Source organism: Lelliottia sp. (genome assembly GCF_045627565.1).
In the GTDB taxonomy this organism is placed as follows: domain Bacteria; phylum Pseudomonadota; class Gammaproteobacteria; order Enterobacterales; family Enterobacteriaceae; genus Enterobacter.
The window spans coordinates 234,946-257,123 of the sequence record NZ_JAZQNX010000005.1 but is presented as its reverse complement, the minus strand read 5'-3'; the positions used below and the strand labels follow the sequence as shown (position 1 = coordinate 257,123).

Here is a 22,178-nt window from a genome sequence, read left to right as displayed (position 1 = left end):
GTTTAAACCCCATTAAATGGCATTGTTGAGGTCGATTGAATATGAAAGGACAAGAAACCCGTGGTTTCCAGTCAGAGGTCAAACAGCTTCTGCACCTGATGATCCATTCCCTGTATTCCAATAAAGAAATTTTCCTGCGCGAACTGATTTCCAACGCCTCGGATGCGGCGGACAAACTGCGCTTCCGCGCGTTGTCCAACCCGGATCTGTATGAAGGCGACGGTGAACTGCGCGTGCGCGTCTCTTTCGATAAAGACAACCGCACCCTGACCATTGCTGATAACGGTATCGGCATGAATCGCGACGAGGTGATCGATCATCTCGGTACGATTGCTAAATCTGGTACCAAATCCTTCCTCGAATCCATGGGTTCCGATCAGGCGAAAGACAGCCAACTGATTGGCCAGTTCGGCGTGGGCTTCTACTCTGCGTTTATCGTGGCGGACAAAGTCACCGTGCGCACCCGCGCGGCGGGCGACAGCGCTGAAAACGGCGTGTTCTGGGAATCTCACGGTGAAGGTGAATACACCGTTGATGACATCACCAAAGCCGATCGCGGTACCGAAATCACCCTGCACCTGCGCGAAGGCGAAGACGATTTCCTGAATGACTGGCGCGTGCGCTCGATCATCAGCAAATATTCCGACCACATCGCATTGCCTGTTGAGATCGAAAAACGGGAAGAGCAGGACGGGGAAACCGTTGTCTCCTGGGAAAAAATCAACAAGGCGCAGGCGCTGTGGACGCGTAACAAGTCTGAAATCAAAGACGACGAATACAACGAATTCTATAAGCACATCGCCCACGACTTTACCGATCCGCTGACCTGGAGCCACAATCGTGTAGAAGGTAAGCAGGAATACACCAGCCTGCTGTATATCCCGGCGCAGGCACCGTGGGACATGTGGAACCGCGATCACAAGCACGGCCTGAAACTGTACGTGCAGCGCGTGTTCATCATGGACGATGCCGAGCAGTTCATGCCGAATTACCTGCGCTTCACCCGTGGTCTGATTGATTCCAACGATCTGCCGCTGAACGTTTCGCGCGAAATCCTGCAGGACAGCACCGTGACGCGCAATCTGCGTAACGCGCTGACCAAACGTACGCTGCAGATGCTGGAAAAACTGGCGAAAGACGATGCGGAAAAATACCAGACCTTCTGGAAACAGTTCGGCCTGGTGCTGAAAGAAGGCCCAGCGGAAGATTCGGGCAACGTGGAATCAATTGCCAAACTGCTGCGCTTTGCCTCTACGCACACCGACTCTTCCGAGCAGACCGTGTCGCTTGAAGATTACGTGTCTCGAATGAAAGAAGGGCAGGAGAAGATCTACTACATCACCGCAGACAGCTACGCTGCGGCGAAGAGCAGCCCGCATCTGGAGCTGCTGCGTAAGAAAGGCATCGAAGTGCTGCTGCTTTCCGACCGCATCGATGAGTGGATGATGAACTACCTGACGGAGTTCGACGGTAAAGCGTTCCAGTCTGTGGCGAAAGCGGACGAATCCATCGATAAACTGGCGGATGAAGTGGACGAAACCGCGAAAGAAGCCGAGAAAGCGCTGGAGCCTTTCGTAGAGCGCGTGAAAACCCTGCTGGGCGACCGCGTGAAAGAGGTGCGCTTCACGCACCGTCTGACCGATACCCCGGCGATTGTCACTACCGATGCGGACGAAATGGGCACCCAGATGGCGAAACTGTTCGCTGCTGCGGGCCAGGCGATGCCAGAAGTAAAATACATCTTCGAGCTGAACCCGGATCACCCGCTGGTCAAACGCGCGGCAGATACGCAGGATGAAGCACGCTTCTCCGAGTGGGTTGAACTGCTGTTGGATCAATCCCTGCTGGCCGAGCGCGGTACGCTGGAAGATCCAAACCAGTTCATCAAGCGCGTGAATGCATTGCTGCTGGCGTAATTAAACACCTACCCCTCACCCTGCCCTCTCCCCAAAGGGGAGAGGGTGTTCAAGTTCCCTCTCCCCTTTGGGGAGAGGGCTAGGGTGAGGGGGAATCAATCGCACGAACCCAAATTATCTCCCCCGTTAACCGTTTCAGCCTCCCCGCCTTCCTTGAGCCATACCCGTTCTGATGGTATTGTTTAGCGCTTTTGAAAAATTGAACCAACTTTTGAGGGGATTTTCGCAATGCGTATTATTCTGCTTGGCGCTCCGGGCGCGGGTAAAGGAACTCAGGCTCAGTTCATCATGGAGAAATACGGTATTCCGCAAATCTCTACGGGTGACATGCTGCGTGCCGCTGTTAAATCTGGCTCCGAACTGGGTAAAAAAGCGAAAGACATCATGGACGCCGGCAAACTGGTGACTGACGAACTGGTTATCGCCCTGGTAAAAGAACGCATCACTCAGGAAGATTGCCGTAACGGTTTCCTGCTGGACGGCTTCCCGCGTACCATTCCGCAGGCTGACGCCATGAAAGAAGCGGGTATCAACGTGGATTACGTTCTGGAATTTGCCGTTCCTGACGAGCTGATCGTTGACCGCATTATCGGTCGTCGCGTCCACGCTGCATCCGGTCGCGTTTACCACATCAAATTCAACCCACCGAAGGTTGAAGGCAAAGACGACGTGACCGGCGAAGAGCTGACTACGCGTAAAGACGATCAGGAAGAGACCGTGCGTAAACGCCTGGTGGAATACCATCAGATGACCGCGCCGCTGATCGGCTACTACTCTAAAGAAGCGCAGGCGGGTAACACCCAATACGCCAAAGTTGACGGCACCAAGCCAGTCGCTGAAGTGCGTGCAGAGCTGGAAAAGATCCTCGGCTAATCGCTTTTCGCCACTCAATCATTCGGGCTGCATCGCGGCGGCAAGGACTCGACTCCCTGGAATAGAGATAACTCTGTGACAGGGGAGAGGGCGCAGCCAACAAAGAGGCAGCCTGAAAGATGACGTGGACTCACCCGAAACGCTTCGGGTGAGATATTCTCTCCTCTTTCCTATCGCAGCAATGGGTTCCGTTTACACGCTTTTCAGTTACAATCATCAGCCATTCAAATGGTTAAGAGGCGTGAATGAGTCAGGCGAAAACCGGCATCCTGCTTGCCAATCTGGGCACTCCAGAAGCACCCACTCCAGCAGCAGTTAAGCGTTACCTGCGACAGTTTTTAAGCGACACGCGCGTCGTCGATACCCCACGAGTGTTGTGGTGGCCGCTATTGCGTGGCGTCATTCTGCCGATTCGCTCCCCACGCGTTGCCAAACTTTACCAGTCCGTATGGATGGAAGAGGGCTCTCCGCTGATGGTTTACAGCCGTCGTCAGGAGAAAGCGCTTGCCGCCCGTTTGCCGGATATGCCCGTCGCGCTCGGCATGAGCTATGGCAAACCGTCGCTGGAAAGTGCGGTCGAAAACCTGTTGTCACAGGGCGTTGAGCATATCGTGGTACTCGCACTGTATCCGCAATATTCCTGCTCGACGGTCGCTGCAGTCTGGGACGAGCTGGCACGCATTCTTGCGACGCGTCGTCATATTCCTGGCATTACCTTTATCCGCGATTACGCCGATGATGAGATGTACATTGCGGCTCTGGTGAACAGTGCGCGCGCATCGTTCGCTAAACACGGCGAGCCGGATCTGCTTTTACTCTCCTATCACGGGATTCCGCAGCGTTACGCTGATGAAGGCGATGACTATCCGCAGCGCTGTCGTGACACCACGCGCGAACTGGTTTCTGCGCTGGGCCTGCCGCCTGAAAAAGTGATGATGACCTTCCAGTCGCGCTTTGGCCGTGAACCCTGGCTGACACCTTACACCGATGAAACGCTGAAAATGCTTGGTGAAAAGGGCGTGAAGCACGTTCAGGTGATGTCCCCTGGCTTTTCGGCGGACTGTCTGGAAACGCTGGAAGAGATCGCGGTGCAGAACCGGGAGTTTTTCCTCGAAGCTGGCGGAACGAAGTACGAATACATTCCAGCCCTGAATGACTCGCCAGAGCATATCGAGATGATGGTCTCGCTGGTAACGACGCGGCGCTAATCGCGTTTTGGGCCGGGTTTGTGCTACCATTTCCGGCCCATTAGTCACTCGTAGCCCTGAACATGAAATTTCCCGGTAAGCGCAAATCCAAACACTATTTCCCCGTCAACGCACGCGATCCCCTCCTGCAACAGATTCAGCCAGAAAATGAAACCAGCGCGGCGTGGGTGGTCGGTATCGATCAAACGTTGGTCGACATTGAAGCGAAAGTGGATGATGCATTTGTTGCACGTTATGGGTTAAGTTCCGGTCATTCGCTGGTGATTGAAGATGATGTTGCTGAGGCGCTGTACCAGGAGCTGGTGCGCGAAAACCTGATCACCCATCAGTTTGCCGGCGGCACTATCGGGAACACGATGCATAACTATTCCGTGCTGGCAGATGACCGTTCGGTCCTGCTGGGCGTGATGTGCAGCAACATTGAAATCGGCGGCTACGCCTACCGCTATCTTTGCAACACCTCCAGCCGTACCGATCTGAACTATCTGCAGGGTGTTGACGGGGCGATAGGCCGCTGCTTTACGCTGATCAGCGATTCCGGCGAACGCACGTTTGCCATCAGTCCAGGTCACATGAATAAGCTGCGCGCGGAGAGCATCCCGGAAGAGGTGATCGCGGGCGCTTCTGCCCTGGTGTTGACCTCCTATCTGGTGCGCTGTAAGCCCGGTGAACCGATGCCGGAAGCGACCATGCAGGCGATTGAATACGCGAAAAAATACAATGTGCCGGTGGTGTTGACGCTGGGGACTAAATTCGTGATTGCTGATAACCCCGAGTGGTGGCAGGCGTTCCTGAAAGAGCATGTTTCCATTCTGGCGATGAATGAAGAAGAGGCCGAAGCGTTGACCGGCGAAAGCGATCCGCTACTGGCGTCTGATAAAGCGCTGGATTGGGTCGATTTGGTGCTCTGCACCGCCGGTCCTGTGGGGCTGTTTATGGCGGGCTTTACGGAAGAAGAGAGCAAACGCAAAACCCAGCATCCGTTATTGCCGGGCGCGATTGCCGAATTCAACCAGTACGAATTCAGCCGCGCGATGCGCCACAAAGAGTGTGAAAATCCGCTGCGTATTTTCTCTCATATCGCGCCTTATATGGGCGGGCCGGAGAAGATCATGAACACCAACGGTGCGGGCGATGGCGCGCTGGCGGCACTGCTGCACGATATCACCGCGAATGCCTATCACCGTTCTAACGTCCCGAACTCCAGCAAGCACAAATCCAGCTGGCTAACCTATTCGTCGCTGGCGCAGGTATGTAAATACGCGAACCGTGTGAGCTATCAGGTGTTGAATCAGCATTCGCCGCGCTTGACACGTGGGCTGCCGGAGCGAGAGGACAGTCTGGAAGAGTCGTACTGGGACAGGTAAATGCAAAACGGTAACCATAGGTGACCGTTTTTAGTGTTCGTTCCCTCTCCCGGTGGGAGAGGGCCAGGGTGAGGGCACCAGACAGCTGCAATCTTACCCCGTCACCGCCTCTTCAATCGGCGGCTTTTCAATCATCGTAATCATAGTGTTAGCAATCTCACGCTCGCCCATCACCACCTGATTCGCACCGCGTTCGGTAATGTATTCCACCTCGTCGTCATAATGCGCGCGGGCGATAATTTCAATCGTCGGGCATTTCTCACGCGCGGTCGCGACAATCTCGCCCGCCTCGTAACCATTAGGAATAGTCAGCAGCAGCCAGCGCGCGCAGTCCAGGTGCGCCAGATTCATGATCTCTTCGTTAGCGGCGTTGCCTAACACGGCGCGGATACCGCGTGCACGCAGCTCATCCACGCGGGAACGTGATGTCTCGATAACCACCAGCGGAATGCCCTGAGCCATCAGCTTCTCACCGAGCAGGCTACCGACGCGGCCAAACCCGACCAGCAGCGCGTGATTACAGATATCCACCGGGATCTGTTTCTCTTCTTCGGTCGCCTCTTCCAGCGTCTGCTCTTCCAGCGTCTCGGTTTTATCGAGATATTTCTCCAGCACTGCAAACAGCACCGGGTTGAGCATGATGGAGAGGATAGCGCCTGCCAGCACCAGATTTTGTCCGGCCTGTGGCAACAGGTTCAGCGCCATGCCCAGACCCGCCAGGATAAAGGCGAACTCACCAATCTGCGCCAGGCTTGCCGCGATGGTCAGCGCGGTACGCGGAGAATGGCCAAACATGCGCACCAGGAGGAACGCGACAACAGATTTACCGAAGATAATGATCGCCAGCGTTGCCACTACCGCCAGCGGCTGCTCTAAGAGGATCCACGGATCGAACAGCATGCCGACGGAGACAAAGAACAGCACCGCAAATGCATCACGCAGCGGCAGCGTGTCGTGCGCTGCACGGTGGCTGAGCTCTGACTCGTTCAACACCATCCCGGCGAAGAACGCGCCCAGAGCAAAGGAGACGTCAAAGAACTCGACCGCCCCGAAGGCAATGCCCAGTGCCAGCGCCAGTACGGAAAGGGTAAACAGTTCGCGCGAGCCGGTGGCGGCGCTGCGCGACATAATCCAGGGAACCAGACGGCGGCCCACGACCATCATGATGGCGATGAACGCAATCACCTTCCCGATGGTGATACTCATGTCCAGCGCCAGCGATGCGAAGCCGACGTTATCTTTTTCAAGCATTCCGGCGACGGCAGGCAACAGAACCAGCGTCAACACCATCACCAAATCTTCAACAATCAGCCAGCCGATAGCGATTTGCCCACGCTGACTGTCGATAAGCTGTCGTTCTTCAAGCGCGCGCAGCAGCACCACGGTACTGGCGGTTGAGAGACACAATCCAAACACAATGCCGGTCATCAGCGGCCAACCTATCACCGCAGAAAGCGCCATACCCAATAACGTCGCCACGCCTATCTGGGCGATCGCACCGGGGATGGCGATGGCCTTTACCGCCATCAAATCCTTCAGGGAGAAATGAAGACCCACGCCAAACATCAGCAGAATCACGCCTAATTCCGCCAGTTCTGGCGCCAGTTTGGTATCTGCCACAAAACCGGGCGTAAACGGACCTGCCAGCACACCTGCTAATAAATAGCCCACGAGAGGAGAAATACGTAACTTGTTGGCAAGCATGCCAAGGATAAAAGCGAGCACAAGGCCACCAACAATGGTGGTGATAAGCGGTGTGGCGTGATGCATTCCGTCTCCTTTCGTCGTGTGGTGATCCATTTTGGCGTGAATGCCAAAAACCCGATTAATAGTTTATGACAATTTTGACCGTTATGTTTATGAATAATTATTGAAATTTGAAGAAAACAGCAATAAGCGTTAAAAAAAGCAGATTAGGACAAATTAACACGAGGATCGAGAGGGAAGCCTTACGGCAGTAGGTGCTGAGGGCGGCCAAAGTTTGACTTTGACCGCAGAGAAACTAGGCCTTATGCCGATAATCAGGCAGGAATATAGTCAGTATCCCCAGAAGTGGCAGGAAAGCACAGATTTTGTAGACCAGGAAGATACTAGTGTGGTCAGCAACCAGCCCCAGAACGGCGGCGCCAAGGCCTCCCATCCCAAAAGCGAAGCCGAAAAAGAGTCCAGAAACCATTCCAATACGTCCCGGCATTAGCTCCTGGGCATACACCAGAATGGCTGAAAATGCTGATGCCAGGATAAAACCAATTATCACCGTCAAAATCCCCGTCCATTCAAGGGATGCATACGGCAAAATAAGGGTAAACGGCGCAACGCCCAGGATAGAGCCCCAAATCACGTATTTACGCCCAATTTTATCGCCGACAGGGCCGCCAATCACCGTACCTGCTGCAACCGCGAACAAGAACGCAAACAGGTGAAACTGCGCATTTTGTACCGATAATCCGAATTTTTCCATCAGATAAAAGGTGTAATAGCTGCTGATGCTCGCCATATAGAAATATTTAGAGAAAATCAGCACTAACAGTATTCCGACGGCCAGACTGACCTTATCGCGCGGCAACGGATTCACCACGGCGACCTTCGGTTTTCCTTTGTTCACTCGATGCTGTGCGGAATACCAGCGGCTGATCTGAATCAATACGACAATCGCCAGCAGTGCGGCCAGCACAAACCAGGCCACATTACCTTTTCCGTATGGCGCAATGATGACGGCGGCCAGCAGCGGACCGAGCGAGCTACCGAAGTTGCCGCCCACCTGGAACAACGACTGCGCCAGGCCGTGGCGCCCCCCTGAGGCCATACGCGCCACACGCGAGGATTCCGGATGGAATACTGACGAGCCCGTCCCGACCAGTGCCGCAGCAACCAGAACCATCTCAAAGCTACCAGCTAGCGCCAGCAGTACCAGCCCGCTGAGAGTGAAACACATCCCAATCGGCAGTGACCACGGCATCGGATATTTATCTGTCCAGTAGCCCACAACGGGCTGTAACAGAGACGATGCCATCTGGAAAGTCAGCGTAATCATCCCGATCTGAACGAAAGTTAATGAAAATTCTGACTGTAATAGCGGATAAATCGCCAGAATCAGCGACTGAATCATATCGTTCAGCAGATGCGACAAACTGATCGCGCCCAAAATACCAAATGAGGTGCGCGCTTTTGGCGGGGACGCCGGAGAGCCCGTGGCGGGCTGGGTTGATTCACTGATTGCCATAAAATTCCACGTCTTTATTTATAAGAAATGCAGGATGTCATTATTATCTCGCTAACATACCTTTCCGGGAGATTTGAGGAAAGTCGCAATTCTGAAAACATATTTGTCTATTCTTGTTACTCATTGTAATTTTTGCGTTTGTCTTTTAGTCAGGGAGCGAGAATATGAAGTTAATGAAGCGAGGCGTCGCATTGGCGCTGATAGCCGCATGGGCGGTGGCAAGCCAGCCAGCGCAGGCTTACGAAAAAGATAAAACCTACAAAATCACTATTCTGCATACCAACGACCACCACGGTCATTTCTGGCGTAGCGAATACGGTGAATATGGCTTGTCGGCGCAAAAAACGCTGGTGGACGGGATTCGCAAAGATGTGGCGGCGCAGGGTGGCAGCGTATTATTGCTCTCTGGCGGCGACATTAATACCGGCGTACCGGAGTCCGATTTACAGGACGCGGAACCCGATTTCCGTGGCATGAATTTAATTGGTTATGACGCGATGGCCGTCGGCAACCATGAATTTGATAATCCGTTAACCGTTCTGCGCCAGCAGGAAAAATGGTCTAAATTCCCGTTCCTCTCCGCCAATATTTATCAAAAAAGTACCGGCGAGCGCCTGTTTAAACCCTGGGCGCTCTTCAAACGTGAAGATTTAAAAATCGCCGTGATCGGCTTAACCACCGACGACACCGCGAAAATCGGCAACCCGGAATATTTTACGGACATCGAATTCCGTAAACCGGCTGATGAAGCCAGGCTGGTGATTCAGGAGTTGAATCAAAACGAAAAGCCGGATGTGATTATCGCGACCACTCATATGGGACATTACGATAACGGCGAGCATGGCTCAAACGCGCCGGGTGATGTGGAAATGGCGCGCAGCCTGCCTGAGGGCGCGCTGGCAATGATTGTGGGTGGTCACTCACAAAACCCCGTTTGCATGGCTGCCGAGAATAAAAAGCAGGTTGATTACGTGCCGGGTACGCCATGTGCACCCGACCGTCAGAACGGGATCTGGATTGTTCAGGCTCACGAATGGGGCAAATACGTCGGTCGTGCTGATTTTGAGTTCCGCAACGGCGAGATGAAACTGGTGAACTACCAGCTGATTCCGGTGAACCTGAAGAAGAAAGTGACTTACGATGACGGTAAAAGTGAGCGCGTACTTTACACGCCAGAAATTGCCGAAAATGCGCAAATGCTGTCGCTCCTGACGCCATTCCAGAACAAAGGAAAAGCGCAGCTGGATGTGAAGATCGGCAATATTAATGGTCGTCTGGAAGGGGATCGCAGCAAAGTTCGCTTTGTGCAAACCAATATGGGACATCTGTTGCTGGCAGCGCAAATGGCGCGCACCAGTGCTGATTTTGCCGTGATGAGCGGCGGCGGTATTCGTGATTCCATTGATGGCGGTGATATTACCTACAAAGATGTGCTTAAGGTTCAGCCGTTTGGCAACATCGTGGTGTACGTCGATATGAGTGGTAAAGAGGTGATCGACTATCTGACCGCCGTGGCGAAAATGAAGCCTTATTCCGGTGCCTATCCGCAGTTTGCAAACGTCAGTTTTACCGCCAAAGACGGTAAGCTCAACGATCTGAAGATCAAAGGCGAGCCGGTTGACCCCGCCAAAACGTACCGCATGGCGACACTAAGCTTTAACGCCACCGGCGGTGACGGCTATCCGCATATCGATGATAAACCGGGGTATGTGAATACTGGCTTCATCGACGCTGAAGTGCTGAAGCAGTTTATCCAGCAAAATTCACCGCTGGATGTGAATGCGTATGAGCCGAAAGGCGAAGTGACCTGGCAGTAACAGGGCTATTTTGTTCGGCATTTTCAACGCGGGCAGTGCTCGGAATCCTCACGTACTCTCTGTACGCTCCGGTTCCTGCGCGCTGTCCGCGTCCAAACTGACTTCACCAATAACGCTCTTTTTTGTACAGAAGGATCAGTCCCGCCGCGCAATATCCGCAAACTGGGCATCAAGGATTTTCGCTAAATCCTCTGCTCCAAGCTCAATATCCAGCCCGCGCTTTCCGCCTGAAATAAAGATCGTTTCAAACGTCTGAGAAGGGGCATCAATCAGCGTCGGCAGGCGTTTTTTCTGACCAAGTGGGCTGATGCCGCCGACCAGATATCCCGTGGTGCGCTGCGCCACCATCGGATCCGCCATATCGACCTTTTTCGCGCCCAGCGCTTTGGCGACTTTTTTCAAATCCAGTTGCCCCGCGACGGGCGTGACCGCCACCGCAAGATGTTTCATATCGCCATTTACGGCTACCAGCAGCGTTTTATACACCTGGTCGGCATTCAGCCCCAGCTTGCGCACCACTTCGTCACCAAAATTGGTTTCGGCGGGGTCGTGATCGTAGGTATGAATCTTGAAAGGAATGTTGTTTTTTTCGAGTAATTTAACGGCGGGAGTCATAGTGATCCTTCTGACGACGGACAATTTTCGCGTTCAGCATACGCCTGACGGCTGTCTAAAAAATAGCACCATCTTGCGCAATAGTATTGGCGGAGATGATGACTTTGAGCGACAATCGGCTCAACCGAAGGTCTCCTTCGGCATAATAATAACGATGAAATTCCTCTTTGACGGGCCAATAGAAATATTGGCCATTTTTTTATTTTAACAGCGACGGCAAATTCCCTTCCCCGTATAAATGCAGCGCGCCGACGGCAACCACATAGTGTCCGGCGGGCAACGCCTGCAAGGTTTTTTGCCAGGCCTGATTACGTTCATGCATCAACACATCGTACAGCGATTCGCTAAACGTCGAGGGTAGCTCCATCTTGCTGTCGGCGGGCGGTGCGTCCAGCCACCAGCTAATCATCATCTGTAATAACCGCGCGTTGGTGTGCCAGTGCGTTAACGTATCATCCAGCAGCGACAACCCGTCGCCGGGAAGCTGGCGCAGCAGCGCAATCTGACTTTCAGCGCCTTCCAGCTCAATGACTCTGAGATTTCTGGCGCGCGCGGCGTTGAGAAGTTGATAGTCGATACCGTATTCGCCGCGCAATCCCAGGCGCTGAGCCTGCGTGGCCTGCAACACCATGGCGAGTTGCCACAGCGGCTGGGTTTCAAGCATCGACAGGGAAAGCCCCAGCTCGTCGGCAACGCGCTCAAGCTCGGCCAGCTGCGATTCGTTGAGTCGCTCGTTGAGGGGCGGCGGGATATCAAGGTTTGCAAAGGGGGATTCGTTGCCGGAAATATCCGCCTCAACGATTAGCGCATCGGCGGTACTGAGTTTTTCAACCAACGCGGGTGGCAGCGGTGACATGTCACGCGTGCCCATATGAATGCTGCCGACCAGATGCAAATGCTGTCCGCCGGGGAGCATCATATCCAGTCCCGGCCAGGGGTAACGGCGGGGAAACCGAGCGCGGAATGTGGTTTTTATACGATTAAACAGGCTCATACGCGCTCCATGAAAACAAAGGTTCATGCTAGCGCGTAGGAGGTTAAGGTTCAATCCTTCGGCGTAAAGCGCAGTAGCCGGTTGGCGTTGCTCACCACGGTGATGGAGGAGAGCGCCATGGCGGCCCCCGCGACAACCGGGTTCAACAAGGTTCCGGTTAGCGGCCATAAAATGCCGGCAGCAATCGGAATGCCGAACGCGTTATAGATAAACGCACCGAGCAAGTTTTGCTTCATATTGCGCAGCGTGGCTTTTGAAATCGCCAGCGCATCAGCCACGCCCATCAGGCTGTGACGCATCAGCGTAATCGCCGCCGTTTCAATCGCCACGTCGCTACCGCCGCCCATCGCAATCCCGACATCAGCCTGCGCCAGCGCGGGTGCATCATTGATGCCATCGCCGATCATCGCCACCTGACGGCCCTGTCTTTGCAGCATTTTGATGGCGTCTGCTTTACCGTCCGGCATCACGCCCGCAATCACTTCATCAATGCCTGCCTCTTTGGCGATAGCGTTGGCCGTCGTGGGGTTATCGCCGGTCAGCATCACCAAACGGTAGCCCGCGCGATGCAGGCGCTGAAGTGCGGCCACGCTGTCCTGACGCAACGGATCGCGAATTGCAAACAGTGCAACCGCCAGGCCGTCAACCGCCAGCAGAACCGGCGTCGCCCCCTGTGAAGCCTGAGCGTTAAGTTCATCGTCCAGCACTGCGGTATCAATGCCGTTTTCCTGCAACAACGCCTGATTGCCGAGCAGCACAGCGCGATTTTCCACATCGCCACTCACGCCCAAACCGCGCAGCGTGCGGAAATTATGCACCTGCGGCAGCGTTGCGTTGCCGGCTTTTTCGATAATCGCCTTTGCCAGCGGATGGCTGGAGCCTTGTTCTAGCGCCGCAGCCAGACGCAGCGCGTCAGTATCCGCCAGATTTACCGTCCGCACCGCCACAACCTGCGGTCGGCCTTCCGTTAACGTACCGGTTTTATCAAACACCAATGTATCGAGCGTGCTTGCACGCTGGAGCGCATCGGCATCACGAACCAGCACGCCAAACTCCGCGGCACGGCCGACGCCGGAAATAATCGACATTGGCGTTGCCAGGCCGAGCGCGCAAGGGCAGGCGATGATCAGCACCGTGGTGGCGATCACCAGCGTGTACACAATCTGCGGGGCGGGGCCAAAAAAGTACCAGATGGCGGCGCTAAACAGCGCGATACCCACCACGAGCGGCACAAAAATGGCGGAGATTTTATCAGCCAGTTGTCCAATTTCCGGCTTGCTGCTCTGTGCCTGACGCACCATGCGAATGATGCGCGACAGGGTTGTATGGCTGCCTACCGCGCTGGCGCGGAACAGCACGCTGCCGTCCTGTACTACGGTTCCGGCATGTACCGCGTCACCCGCGCTTTTTTGCTGCGGGATCGGTTCGCCGGTGAGCATGGCTTCATCCAGCCAGGCTTCACCTTGTGTGATTTCACCATCGACCGGGACGCGATCGCCAGTAGTAAGACGTAGCGTCATTCCTGGCTTTACGTTGGCGAGTGGCAGCGATTTTTCACCGTCATCCGTCACGACACGTGCGGATGGCGGCGTCAAGTCGAGCAAACGTTCCAGCGCTTTTGATGAGCGCTGACGCGCGCGGGCTTCAAGCATATGGCCGAGATTGATCAGGCCGATAATCATCGCGCTCGCTTCATAATAGAGATGACGCGCTTCCATCGGGAACCACTGCGGCCAAACGTTGACGCTCATGGAGTAGATCCATGCCGCGCCGGTTCCCAGCGCCACTAGCGTATCCATGGTGGCGGTGCGATTCTTCAGGCTTTTCCAGGCGCTGGTATAAAAATGTCCGCCGGCAAAAACCATAACGCCGAGCGTCACCACACCAATCACCAGCCACAGCGTGCGGTTCTCATCGGTGACCATCATGTTGTCGCCGAGCATGCCCCACACCATCACCGGAATACCGACCAGCAGCGCGACTATCGCCTGCCAGCGAAAACGCTGCATGGTGGCGAGGGCGGTTTCCTGCTGGCGTTCACGGCGCTCGGCTTCATCTTCGATCGCCTCGGCGCCGTAACCCGCTTTTTCAACCGCCTGGACTAATTCTGTGGCGGACGCGCTACCCATAATCAGCGCAGTGCGTTCCGCGAGGTTGACCCGTGCCTGCGACACACCCGGTACGGCCTGTAAGGCTTTTTGTACGCGGGAGACGCAGCTGGCGCAGCTCATGCCATTGATCAACAGCTGTTGGCTGTCATCGATATCGCTGGCTGCCGGAAGCTCAGGGGTGTCCGCTGTCAGCGCTTCCGACGGGATTGATGACTCTGTCAGCGGGTTAGCCTTTGGGTGGCTGAGCTCCGCCCCGTATCCGGCTTGTTTGATGGTGTCGATCAGCGCCTCGGCGCTCGCGCTGCCCGTCACTTCTGCGTGCTCAACGGTCACTTCAGCATGGTCAACGTCCGGGCGTTGCTCCAGACTTTCTTTCACGCGTTTGACGCAGTGACCACAGGTGAGGCCATCCAGCGTCAGGTTGATTGTGTGAGACATAACAAAACTCCTGTATAGTTATCCGGTCAACGATTGACCAAAATAATGCTTTGACTGAGTGTTATAAAGGTTAAACCTTCCAGCAAGGTTAAGGTCAAGGGGGAAATGTGAATATCAGTGATGTGGCGAAAAAAACCGGACTGACCAGCAAAGCGATTCGTTTTTACGAAGAGAAAGGGCTAGTGACGCCGCCGTTGCGAAGCGAAAACGGCTATCGCAGCTATACGCAACGGCATCTGGATGAGCTTACGCTGCTGCGGCAGGCTCGTCAGGTGGGGTTCAATCTTGAAGAGTGTGGCGAGTTAGTTAATCTGTTCAACGATCCTGAGCGTCATAGCGCGGATGTCAAAAGCAGGACGCTGGAAAAAGTGGCGGAGATCGAACGCCACATTGTTGAGCTGCAGGCGATGCGTGAACAGTTGCTGGCACTGGCGGAATCTTGCCCAGGCGATGACAGCGCCGATTGTCCGATTATTGATAACCTTTCCGGCTGCTGCCATCGTAAGACGAGCGCTTAACAGGCTTTGACGCGAAGCGTGATCCCTTCGACCGCAATCACTTCTACGCGTGTTCCGGCAACCAGATCGTCATCAGCGATGACCGGCCATGAGCTGTCACCGATGCGCACATGTCCGCGACCATTAATCAGCGTATCATCCAGCGTATAACGTTTACCCATTAGCTGTTGCCCGCGCTGATTGAGCGCGGCGTTGGCGGGTTTTTGGCTGCGCACCTGGCGATTTAGCCATCGCCACCACAGCCACGCTGCGACCAGCGTCAGCACGGCAAAGAGTGCGCCTTGCCACTCCCAACCGAACGGTAGCAGCCAGACGAGCAGGCCGGTAATGACTGCCGCCACGCCGCTCCACAGCAGATAGCCATTGCCCCCGAGCATTTCGGCTGCCAGCAATAAGCCACCCAGGCTGAGCCAGAAAACGTGCGGGTGTGCCACGATCATCTCAATCATTTTTTGCGCTCGTTTCCGCTGTCTTTGACCAGTTCCGCGATACCGGCGATTGAACCCATCAGGCTGCTGGCATCGAGCGGCATCATCACGACTTTGCTGTTATTGGCTGAGCCAATCTGCTGTAACGCATCGGTGTATTTCTGCGCGATAAAGTAATTCACCGCCTGAATGTCCCCTGCCGCGATAGCCTCTGAAACCATCTGCGTGGCGCGGGCTTCAGCCTCGGCAGAACGTTCGCGCGCTTCCGCCTGCAAGAATGCGGACTGACGCTCACCTTCCGCCTTTAAGATCTGCGACTGTTTTTCCCCTTCGGCTTTGAGAATTTCTGCCTGACGAATACCCTCGGCTTCAAGAATGTAAGCACGTTTGGTACGTTCAGCTTTCATCTGCGCGTTCATCGAGGAAATCAGTTCTGCCGGTGGGCGTACGTCGCGGATCTCGATACGCGTCACTTTAATGCCCCACGGATTGGTCGCTTCATCGACGATATGCAGCAGGCGCGTATTGATGCTGTCACGCTGTGAGAGCATTTCGTCCAGCTCCATGGAGCCGAGCACGGTACGAATGTTGGTCATCGTCAGGTTCATGATCGCCGACTCAAGATTGCTGACTTCATAAGCGGCTTTCGGGGCGTCGATCACCTGAATAAAACAGACGGCATCAATCGTGACGTTGGCGTTGTCTTTCGAAATGATCTCCTGCGAGGGGATATCAAGCACCTGTTCCATCATGTTGATCTTACGCCCGATGCGATCCATAAACGGGACCACGAGACTTAAGCCCGGCTGAAGGGTATTGGTGTAGCGTCCGAAGCGTTCAACCGTCCACTGATAACCCTGCGGCACGATCTTTACGCCCGCGCCAACGATCACCAGCGCGACGAAGATAAGGATAGGGATAACGATCAACATATAAAAACCTCCTGTTTTGCATTCCGTGTCACAACAAAAATTGTTCGTTTGTTGAACGACAGTATATCGGCTATTGCAGGGGAATTCGCCCCTAATCCATTAACGTGGCTACAATATTCGGTCGCGGCAGACATCAACAGAGGGAAAGGGTGGCAGGGAATATCGTGAGAGTAGCATTGAGAAGCAAGGGGGGCTTGTATCAGGCAGTTACGTTGAGTAAAAAGTCTCAGTGCGTAGCGGGGAGTTTCCCCTCTCCCGGTAGAGAAGAGGGGACTTTACGTTAGTACAGCAGTGCGTACAGCTGACGACGGTATTTCGACGCCAACGCATCGCCGGTGCCCAACGCCGCCAGAATTTCCTGGAACATTTTACGCGCCTGACCATCGGCGGCAGCCAGATCGGTCTTCAGGTGGCTGAACAACAGTTCCAGCGCTTCTTCATTACGACCCACCTGATGCAGCTGCAACGCCAGCTGACTTGCCAGCGCGGCGTCGTCTGGGTTGTTCGCCACTTGCTGCTGCAACTGCTGGATCTCCGGCGTGTCGGCGGCCTGTTTCAACAGGTCGATCTTCGCGAGCAAACCCTGATAGCGGGTGTCCTGATCCTGCAGTGGAATGGTTTTTAACACCGCTTCGGCGTCTTCAGAACGGTTCAGCTCGATCTGCGTTTGAGCCAGCAGCAGACCAATCTGGCTGTCCTGATTCGACAGTTGCCACGCGTCTTTCAGCAACGGCAGCGCTTCATCGTGTTTCCCTTCCTGAATCAGTTCCAGCGCCTGCTGCGCTTTCAGCTCTTCTTCACGCGGCAACACTTTATCCAGCAGGGCGCGAACCGCTTCTTCCGGCTGCGGACCCTGGAATCCATCCACCGGTTGACCGTTCTGGAACAGATAGACGGTAGGAATAGCGCGCAGACCAAACTGCGAGGCCACTCTTTGCTCGGCGTCACAGTCCAGTTTTGCCAGAACGAACTGACCATTGTACTGGGCTGCAAGGCTTTCCAGCACGGGCGTCAGCTCCAGACAGTGCTGGCTGCGTTCAGACCAGAAATAGAACAGCACCGGTTTTGTCATCGACAATTCCAGGGTCTGCTGCAGGTTAGCTTCGGTAATGTTGACGATATTCTGTACGGACATACGGCATTCTCTTTTATCGGTTTGATAAATACATGGGGGTGAGGAGCGAGGCTTCAACTCAACCGCGTAAAATTTTATCCATCATGCGGCCTGGCAGCAGGCGTTTTAGCCAGCCGACGGCATGGGTGACCAGCGTCACTGGATAGCGTAGTTTGGGACGATCGCTTTCAAAAGCATGGCGCACTTTGGCCACAACCGCCTCTGGACCAAGGGTAAAACGTGCGGCAATCCCGGGGTTTTCAACCGGCTTATCAGACTGCGTCTGGTTGACGTTTTCGGTGAAGCGCGTGCGAATGGGGCCCGGCTCAATCAGACTGACTTTGATCCCACTATGACGCAGCTCCATGCGCAGTGCGTCGGACCAGGCTTCCAGCGCGTATTTACTCGCGGCGTAAGCCCCGCGACCCGGCGTAGAAATGAGCCCCATCACGGAAGAGGTCATCACGATACGGCCTTCACCGTGCGGGAGCATAGCCGGTAACAGCGCCATCGTGAGCTGGTGGATGCCAAAAAAATTGGCTGAAAACTGCTGTTCTAACTGCTCGCGCGAGATAGTTTGCAGCGGGCCGTAAACGCCGTAGCCTGCATTATTAAACAGGCCATATAAACGATTTCCGGTCAGAGCGATCACGTCGGCGGCGGCCTGTTCAATACTCTCTGAGGAGTCCAGATCCAGTAAAACGCCCTTAAAGCCTTTGTTGTTCATCCGTACGACGTCTTCGGGTTTTCGGCAAGCGGCCAACACCCAAAATCCCTGGCGTTTGAGTTCAAGGGCGCTTTCGAGGCCAATTCCGCTGGAACATCCTGTTATTAAGACCGATTTTTGCATAACTTTACCTGTCAGGATCTCCGCTGAATTAAGAGTCATGTTTAACTAGTGGGGCCAGCCGTGTTGCCATCCAGTCGGCGATAAACGGCTGGGCGTCGCGATTGGGGTGTATACCGTCATCCTGCATCCATTGCGGCTTTAGATAGACCTCTTCCATGAAAAATGGCAACAGCGGAATATCGAATTCTTTGGCAAGCTTGGGATAGATGGCGCTAAAGGACTCATTATAACGGCGACCGTAGTTAGCGGGCAGACGAATTTGCATTAATAGCGGCTGCGCATTGGCGGCCTGAATATCCTGAATGATTTTGCGCAGCGTTTGTTCAGTCTGCTGCGGCTGAAAACCGCGTAAACCATCGTTGCCGCCCAGTTCCACCAGTACCCAGCGCGGTTGATGTTGTTTAAGCAGGGCAGGCAGACGCGCAAGCCCCTGCTGCGACGTATCGCCGCTGATGCTGGCATTCAGCACCGGCGTTTTAGTTTGCCATTTATCGTTGAGCAGCGCGGGCCATGCGGCTGTGGCCGCCATTCGATAGCCCGCGCTCAGGCTGTCACCCAGCACCAGTAACGTGTCCGCCGCCGCGGCGCGAAACGTCATCAGAATCAGAAACAGGAAGGGCAAATGCCAGCGGAAAACATTGTTGCAGTTCATCATCTTAAGAAGTCCGTCGGTCAGGGTGAGCACGAGCTGTCCATCCTCACCGGAGTTGAACTCGTTGTCAAACGCGCGCAGACCATCGCGTTGATTGGTGAATCCGGTTCCGGTAAATCCACGCTGCTGGCGATCCTGGCCGGTCTGGATGACGGCAGCAGCGGCGAGGTCAATCTTGTCGGACAACCTCTGCATCGGCTTGACGAAGAGGCGCGTGCTGCGCTGCGGGCCAGGCATATCGGTTTTGTCTTTCAGTCGTTCATGTTGATCCCCACGCTTAACGCGCTGGAAAACGTTGAACTGCCCGGCCTGCTACGCGGGGAAAATTCCCGCCAGAGCCGTGCCAGCGCCAAAGCGTTGCTGGAACAGCTCGGGCTGGGTAAGCGTCTCCATCATCTTCCGGCGCAGCTTTCCGGCGGCGAGCAGCAGCGCGTCGCCCTGGCGCGAGCCTTTAATGGTCGCCCGGATGTGTTGTTCGCCGATGAACCCACGGGCAATCTGGACAGGCAGACCGGGGACAAAATTGCCGATCTGCTGTTCTCGCTCAACCGTGAACACGGCACCACGCTGATTCTGGTCACGCACGATCCACAGCTGGCGGCACGCTGCGATCGGCGTCTGCGTCTGGTGAACGGGCAATTGCAGGAGGAAGCATGATTGCACGCTGGTTTTGGCGAGAATGGCGTTCGCCTTCGCTGCTGATTGTCTGGCTGGCGCTGAGTCTGGCGGTGGCCTGCGTGCTGGCGCTTGGCAGCGTCAGCGATCGCATGGAAAAAGGGCTGAGTCAGCAAAGCCGCGAGTTTATGGCGGGCGACAGAACGCTGAGCAGCTCGCGCGACGTGCCGCAGGCCTGGATTGATGAAGCGCGCACGTTTGGGCTGAAAGTGGGCAAACAGTTGACTTTCCAGACTATGACGTTTGCCGCCGATACCCCGCAACTGGCCAGCGTGAAAGCTGTCGATGATGTCTATCCGATGTACGGTGATTTGCAGACCAATCCGCCGGGCCTGAAGCCGAGCGCGGGTTCCGTGCTGCTGGCCCCGCGTCTGCTGGCGCTGCTGAATCTGAAAACCGGCGACAATATTGATGTAGGTGATGCCACCCTGAAAATCGCAGGCGAAGTGGTTCAGGAACCGGACTCCGGATTTAACCCGTTCCAGATGGCGCCGCGTCTGTTGATGAACACGGCGGACGTCGAGAAAACCGGTGCGGTTCAGCCTGGCAGTCGCGTCACGTGGCGCTACAAGTTTGGCGGCACGCCTGCTCAGCTTGAGTCCTACGAAAAGTGGCTTTTGCCGCAGTTAAAACCCGAGCATCGCTGGATCGGTCTTGAGCAGGACGACGGTGCGCTGGGAAAATCCCTTGAACGTTCGCAGCAATTTTTACTGCTTTCAGCGCTGCTGACCATGCTGCTGGCGGTGGCCGCCGTTGCGGTGGCGATGGGGCATTATTGCCGCAGCCGCTACGATCTGGTGGCGATCCTCAAAACGCTGGGGGCGGGCAGAGCGCAACTGCGCAAGCTGATCGTTGGCCAATGGCTAATGGTGCTGGCGCTCTCCGCCGCCACGGGCGGGATAATCGGCCTGCTGTTTGAAAACGTACTGATGCTGCTGCTCAAACCGGTTCTGCCCGCGGAGCTCCCACCTGCCAGCCTGTGGCCATGGCTGTGGTCCATCGGCGCGATGGTGGTGATTTCGCTGCTGGTGGGTTTGCGTCCGTATCGGCTGTTGCTCGCCACCCAGCCGCTGCGCGTGTTGCGTCGTGATGCGGTCGCCAGCGTCTGGCCGATGAAATTCTATCTGCCGATTATTGTCGCCATTGTGGTGCTTTTACTCGCCTGGCTGATGGGCGGCAGTATGCTGCTGTGGGCCGTGCTGGCGGGTGCGGTGGTACTGGCGCTGCTGTGTGGCGTGCTGGGCTGGATGTTGCTCAACGTCCTGAAAGGACTGACGGTCAAATCGCTGCCGGTACGTCTGGCAATAAACCGACTGCTGCGCCAGCCGTGGTCCACGCTCAGCCAGCTGTCGGCGTTCTCGCTGTCGTTTATGCTTCTGGCGATGCTGCTGGTGCTACGCGGCGATCTGCTTGACCGCTGGCAGCAACAGCTTCCGCCGGAAAGCCCGAACTACTTCCTGATCAACATCGCGCCGGAACAGGTCACGCCGTTGAAAGGGTTCTTGTCTGAGCACCAGATTGTGCCGGAGTCGTTCTATCCGATCGTTCGCGCGCGTCTGACGCAAATCAACGGGCAGGCGACGGAAGGCAGTGAGGATGAGTCACTCAACCGCGAGCTGAACCTGACATGGCAGGACAAACGCCCGGAACACAACCCGATCACCGCCGGAAGCTGGCCGCCGAAAGCGGGCGAAGTGTCGATGGAAGAGGGGCTGGCAGGGCGTCTGAAAGTGGGGCTTGGCGATACGGTAACGTTCACCGGTGACACGCAGGACTTTAGCGCCAAAGTGACCAGCCTGCGCAAAGTGGACTGGGAAAGCCTGCGTCCAAACTTCTTCTTTATCTTCCCATCCGGCGCACTGGAAGGGCAGCCGCAAAGCTGGCTCACCAGCTTCCGCTGGGAAAATGGTAACGGCATGCTGACGCAGCTTAACCGCGAGTTCCCGACGGTCAGCCTGCTGGATATCGGCGCGATCCTGAAACAGGTCGGGCAGGTGCTGGAGCAGGTCAGCCGTGCGCTGGAGGTGATGGTGGTCCTGGTGACGGCCTGCGGCGTGTTGCTGTTGCTGGCGCAGGTGCAGGTGGGAATGCGTCAGCGCCATCAGGAGCTGGTGGTCTATCGCACGCTGGGGGCTGGCAAAAAACTGCTGCGTGCCACGCTGTGGTGCGAGTTTGCCCTGCTGGGATTTGTCTCGGGACTGGTAGCGGCGATAGGCGCAGAGACCGCGCTGGCGGTGCTACAAACACGGGTGTTCGATTTCCCGTGGGAGCCTGACTGGCGTTTGTGGCTGATTTTGCCGGTGTGCGGCGCGCTGCTGCTGTCGCTGTGCGGCGGTTGGCTCGGCACGCGTCTGCTAAAAGGCAAAGCGCTGTTCCGCCAGTTCGTGAGTTAGTTACCTTTCGTGATGATTACGCACTGGTTTATATGCTGGTGCGTAATCATTTAA

18 protein-coding genes are annotated in these 22,178 nt (G+C 55.5%); 8 read left to right on the top strand and 10 right to left on the bottom strand.

Annotated features, from left to right (window positions below; all coding sequences use genetic code 11):
• Positions 1-41: 41 nt before the first annotated feature.
• The 4 genes from htpG (at position 42) to ACKI5T_RS03680 (ending at position 5,364) form a co-directional block, all read left to right on the top strand.
• Complete coding sequence (htpG, locus tag ACKI5T_RS03695; protein ID WP_407435626.1) at positions 42-1,916, top strand: molecular chaperone HtpG; 1,875 nt, start codon at positions 42-44, stop codon at positions 1,914-1,916.
• Between the two features lie 228 nt (positions 1,917-2,144).
• The gene (adk, locus tag ACKI5T_RS03690) at positions 2,145-2,789 is read left to right on the top strand and encodes an adenylate kinase (RefSeq protein ID WP_012016358.1); all 645 of its coding nucleotides are present in this window, start codon (positions 2,145-2,147) and stop codon (positions 2,787-2,789) included.
• A gap of 245 nt (positions 2,790-3,034) precedes the next feature.
• Positions 3,035-3,997 (top strand): ferrochelatase, encoded by a 963-nt coding sequence (gene hemH, locus ACKI5T_RS03685; RefSeq protein WP_407435624.1) that lies wholly within the window; start codon positions 3,035-3,037, stop codon positions 3,995-3,997.
• A gap of 62 nt (positions 3,998-4,059) precedes the next feature.
• Positions 4,060-5,364, top strand: coding sequence for an inosine/guanosine kinase (locus ACKI5T_RS03680; protein ID WP_012016360.1), 1,305 nt, complete (start codon positions 4,060-4,062; stop codon positions 5,362-5,364).
• A 93-nt stretch (positions 5,365-5,457) separates the two neighbouring features.
• On the opposite strand, the gene ybaL is transcribed toward ACKI5T_RS03680, so the two are convergent.
• Both ybaL and ACKI5T_RS03670 read right to left on the bottom strand, forming a co-directional pair.
• On the bottom strand, positions 5,458-7,134 hold the full coding sequence (gene ybaL, locus ACKI5T_RS03675) for a YbaL family putative K(+) efflux transporter (RefSeq protein WP_407435622.1): 1,677 nt from the start codon (positions 7,132-7,134) through the stop codon (positions 5,458-5,460).
• Positions 7,135-7,366: 232 nt separating this feature from the next.
• Positions 7,367-8,587 carry an MFS transporter gene (locus ACKI5T_RS03670; protein WP_407435620.1) on the bottom strand — a complete coding sequence of 407 codons (1,221 nt, stop codon included), beginning with the start codon at positions 8,585-8,587 and terminating at the stop codon, positions 7,367-7,369.
• Positions 8,588-8,751: 164 nt separating this feature from the next.
• Between ACKI5T_RS03670 and ushA the strand changes: the two genes are divergently transcribed.
• Positions 8,752-10,404, top strand: a complete 1,653-nt coding sequence (ushA, locus tag ACKI5T_RS03665; protein ID WP_407435618.1) for a bifunctional UDP-sugar hydrolase/5'-nucleotidase UshA — start codon at positions 8,752-8,754, stop codon at positions 10,402-10,404.
• 135 nt (positions 10,405-10,539) lie between these two features.
• Here ushA and ybaK read toward each other — a convergent pair whose 3' ends face one another.
• The 3 genes from ybaK to copA all read right to left on the bottom strand — a co-directional run bounded on the left by ybaK (position 10,540) and on the right by copA (position 14,562).
• Positions 10,540-11,019, bottom strand: a complete 480-nt coding sequence (gene ybaK, locus ACKI5T_RS03660; RefSeq protein ID WP_407435616.1) for a Cys-tRNA(Pro)/Cys-tRNA(Cys) deacylase YbaK — start codon at positions 11,017-11,019, stop codon at positions 10,540-10,542.
• Between the two features lie 199 nt (positions 11,020-11,218).
• Positions 11,219-12,013, bottom strand: a complete 795-nt coding sequence (locus ACKI5T_RS03655) for a TraB/GumN family protein (RefSeq protein ID WP_407435614.1) — start codon at positions 12,011-12,013, stop codon at positions 11,219-11,221.
• A 50-nt stretch (positions 12,014-12,063) separates the two neighbouring features.
• A complete protein-coding gene (gene copA / locus ACKI5T_RS03650) occupies positions 12,064-14,562 on the bottom strand; it encodes a copper-exporting P-type ATPase CopA (RefSeq protein WP_407435612.1) in 2,499 nt (832 codons plus the stop codon).
• 107 nt (positions 14,563-14,669) lie between these two features.
• Here copA and cueR point away from each other — a divergent pair, with 107 nt between their 5' ends.
• Positions 14,670-15,080: a Cu(I)-responsive transcriptional regulator gene (cueR, locus tag ACKI5T_RS03645; RefSeq protein WP_407435610.1), complete on the top strand. Its 411-nt coding sequence runs from the start codon at positions 14,670-14,672 to the stop codon at positions 15,078-15,080.
• Here the strand turns inward: cueR and ACKI5T_RS03640 are convergent.
• From ACKI5T_RS03640 to tesA, 5 genes are all read right to left on the bottom strand, one after another.
• On the bottom strand, positions 15,077-15,529 hold the full coding sequence (locus ACKI5T_RS03640; protein WP_407435608.1) for an NfeD family protein: 453 nt from the start codon (positions 15,527-15,529) through the stop codon (positions 15,077-15,079). The two genes, cueR and ACKI5T_RS03640, sit on opposite strands and share 4 nt — an antisense overlap.
• Positions 15,526-16,440, bottom strand: coding sequence for an SPFH domain-containing protein (locus tag ACKI5T_RS03635; RefSeq protein WP_012016369.1), 915 nt, complete (start codon positions 16,438-16,440; stop codon positions 15,526-15,528). The genes ACKI5T_RS03640 and ACKI5T_RS03635 overlap by 4 nt, the downstream gene beginning before the upstream one ends.
• A gap of 280 nt (positions 16,441-16,720) precedes the next feature.
• The gene (locus ACKI5T_RS03630; RefSeq protein WP_407435606.1) at positions 16,721-17,575 is read right to left on the bottom strand and encodes a co-chaperone YbbN; all 855 of its coding nucleotides are present in this window, start codon (positions 17,573-17,575) and stop codon (positions 16,721-16,723) included.
• Between the two features lie 58 nt (positions 17,576-17,633).
• Positions 17,634-18,443, bottom strand: a complete 810-nt coding sequence (locus ACKI5T_RS03625; protein WP_407435605.1) for an SDR family oxidoreductase — start codon at positions 18,441-18,443, stop codon at positions 17,634-17,636.
• Entirely contained in the window at positions 18,433-19,056 is a 624-nt protein-coding gene (gene tesA / locus ACKI5T_RS03620; protein ID WP_041689607.1) for a multifunctional acyl-CoA thioesterase I/protease I/lysophospholipase L1, read from the bottom strand. Before tesA ends, ACKI5T_RS03625 begins: the two co-directional genes overlap by 11 nt.
• On the opposite strand from tesA, the gene ybbA reads away from it, so the two are divergent.
• Positions 19,027-19,713 (top strand): putative ABC transporter ATP-binding protein YbbA, encoded by a 687-nt coding sequence (gene ybbA, locus ACKI5T_RS03615; protein ID WP_407435603.1) that lies wholly within the window; start codon positions 19,027-19,029, stop codon positions 19,711-19,713. The genes tesA and ybbA overlap by 30 nt on opposite strands.
• A complete protein-coding gene (ybbP, locus tag ACKI5T_RS03610) occupies positions 19,710-22,124 on the top strand; it encodes a putative ABC transporter permease subunit YbbP (protein WP_407435601.1) in 2,415 nt (804 codons plus the stop codon). Before ybbA ends, ybbP begins: the two co-directional genes overlap by 4 nt.
• Positions 22,125-22,178 lie beyond the last annotated feature (54 nt).

Coding starts and splice junctions, on each gene's coding strand:
- htpG (WP_407435626.1), top strand. CDS start 42: ATGAAAGGACAAGAAACCCGTGGTTTCCAGTCAGAGGTCAAACAGCTT.
- adk (WP_012016358.1), top strand. CDS start 2,145: ATGCGTATTATTCTGCTTGGCGCTCCGGGCGCGGGTAAAGGAACTCAG.
- hemH (WP_407435624.1), top strand. CDS start 3,035: ATGAGTCAGGCGAAAACCGGCATCCTGCTTGCCAATCTGGGCACTCCA.
- ACKI5T_RS03680 (WP_012016360.1), top strand. CDS start 4,060: ATGAAATTTCCCGGTAAGCGCAAATCCAAACACTATTTCCCCGTCAAC.
- ybaL (WP_407435622.1), bottom strand. CDS start 7,134: ATGCATCACGCCACACCGCTTATCACCACCATTGTTGGTGGCCTTGTG.
- ACKI5T_RS03670 (WP_407435620.1), bottom strand. CDS start 8,587: ATGGCAATCAGTGAATCAACCCAGCCCGCCACGGGCTCTCCGGCGTCC.
- ushA (WP_407435618.1), top strand. CDS start 8,752: ATGAAGTTAATGAAGCGAGGCGTCGCATTGGCGCTGATAGCCGCATGG.
- ybaK (WP_407435616.1), bottom strand. CDS start 11,019: ATGACTCCCGCCGTTAAATTACTCGAAAAAAACAACATTCCTTTCAAG.
- ACKI5T_RS03655 (WP_407435614.1), bottom strand. CDS start 12,013: ATGAGCCTGTTTAATCGTATAAAAACCACATTCCGCGCTCGGTTTCCC.
- copA (WP_407435612.1), bottom strand. CDS start 14,562: ATGTCTCACACAATCAACCTGACGCTGGATGGCCTCACCTGTGGTCAC.
- ACKI5T_RS03640 (WP_407435608.1), bottom strand. CDS start 15,529: ATGATTGAGATGATCGTGGCACACCCGCACGTTTTCTGGCTCAGCCTG.
- ACKI5T_RS03635 (WP_012016369.1), bottom strand. CDS start 16,440: ATGTTGATCGTTATCCCTATCCTTATCTTCGTCGCGCTGGTGATCGTT.
- ACKI5T_RS03630 (WP_407435606.1), bottom strand. CDS start 17,575: ATGTCCGTACAGAATATCGTCAACATTACCGAAGCTAACCTGCAGCAG.
- ACKI5T_RS03625 (WP_407435605.1), bottom strand. CDS start 18,443: ATGACTCTTAATTCAGCGGAGATCCTGACAGGTAAAGTTATGCAAAAA.
- ybbA (WP_407435603.1), top strand. CDS start 19,027: ATGCCAGCGGAAAACATTGTTGCAGTTCATCATCTTAAGAAGTCCGTC.
- tesA (WP_041689607.1), bottom strand. CDS start 19,056: ATGAACTGCAACAATGTTTTCCGCTGGCATTTGCCCTTCCTGTTTCTG.
- ybbP (WP_407435601.1), top strand. CDS start 19,710: ATGATTGCACGCTGGTTTTGGCGAGAATGGCGTTCGCCTTCGCTGCTG.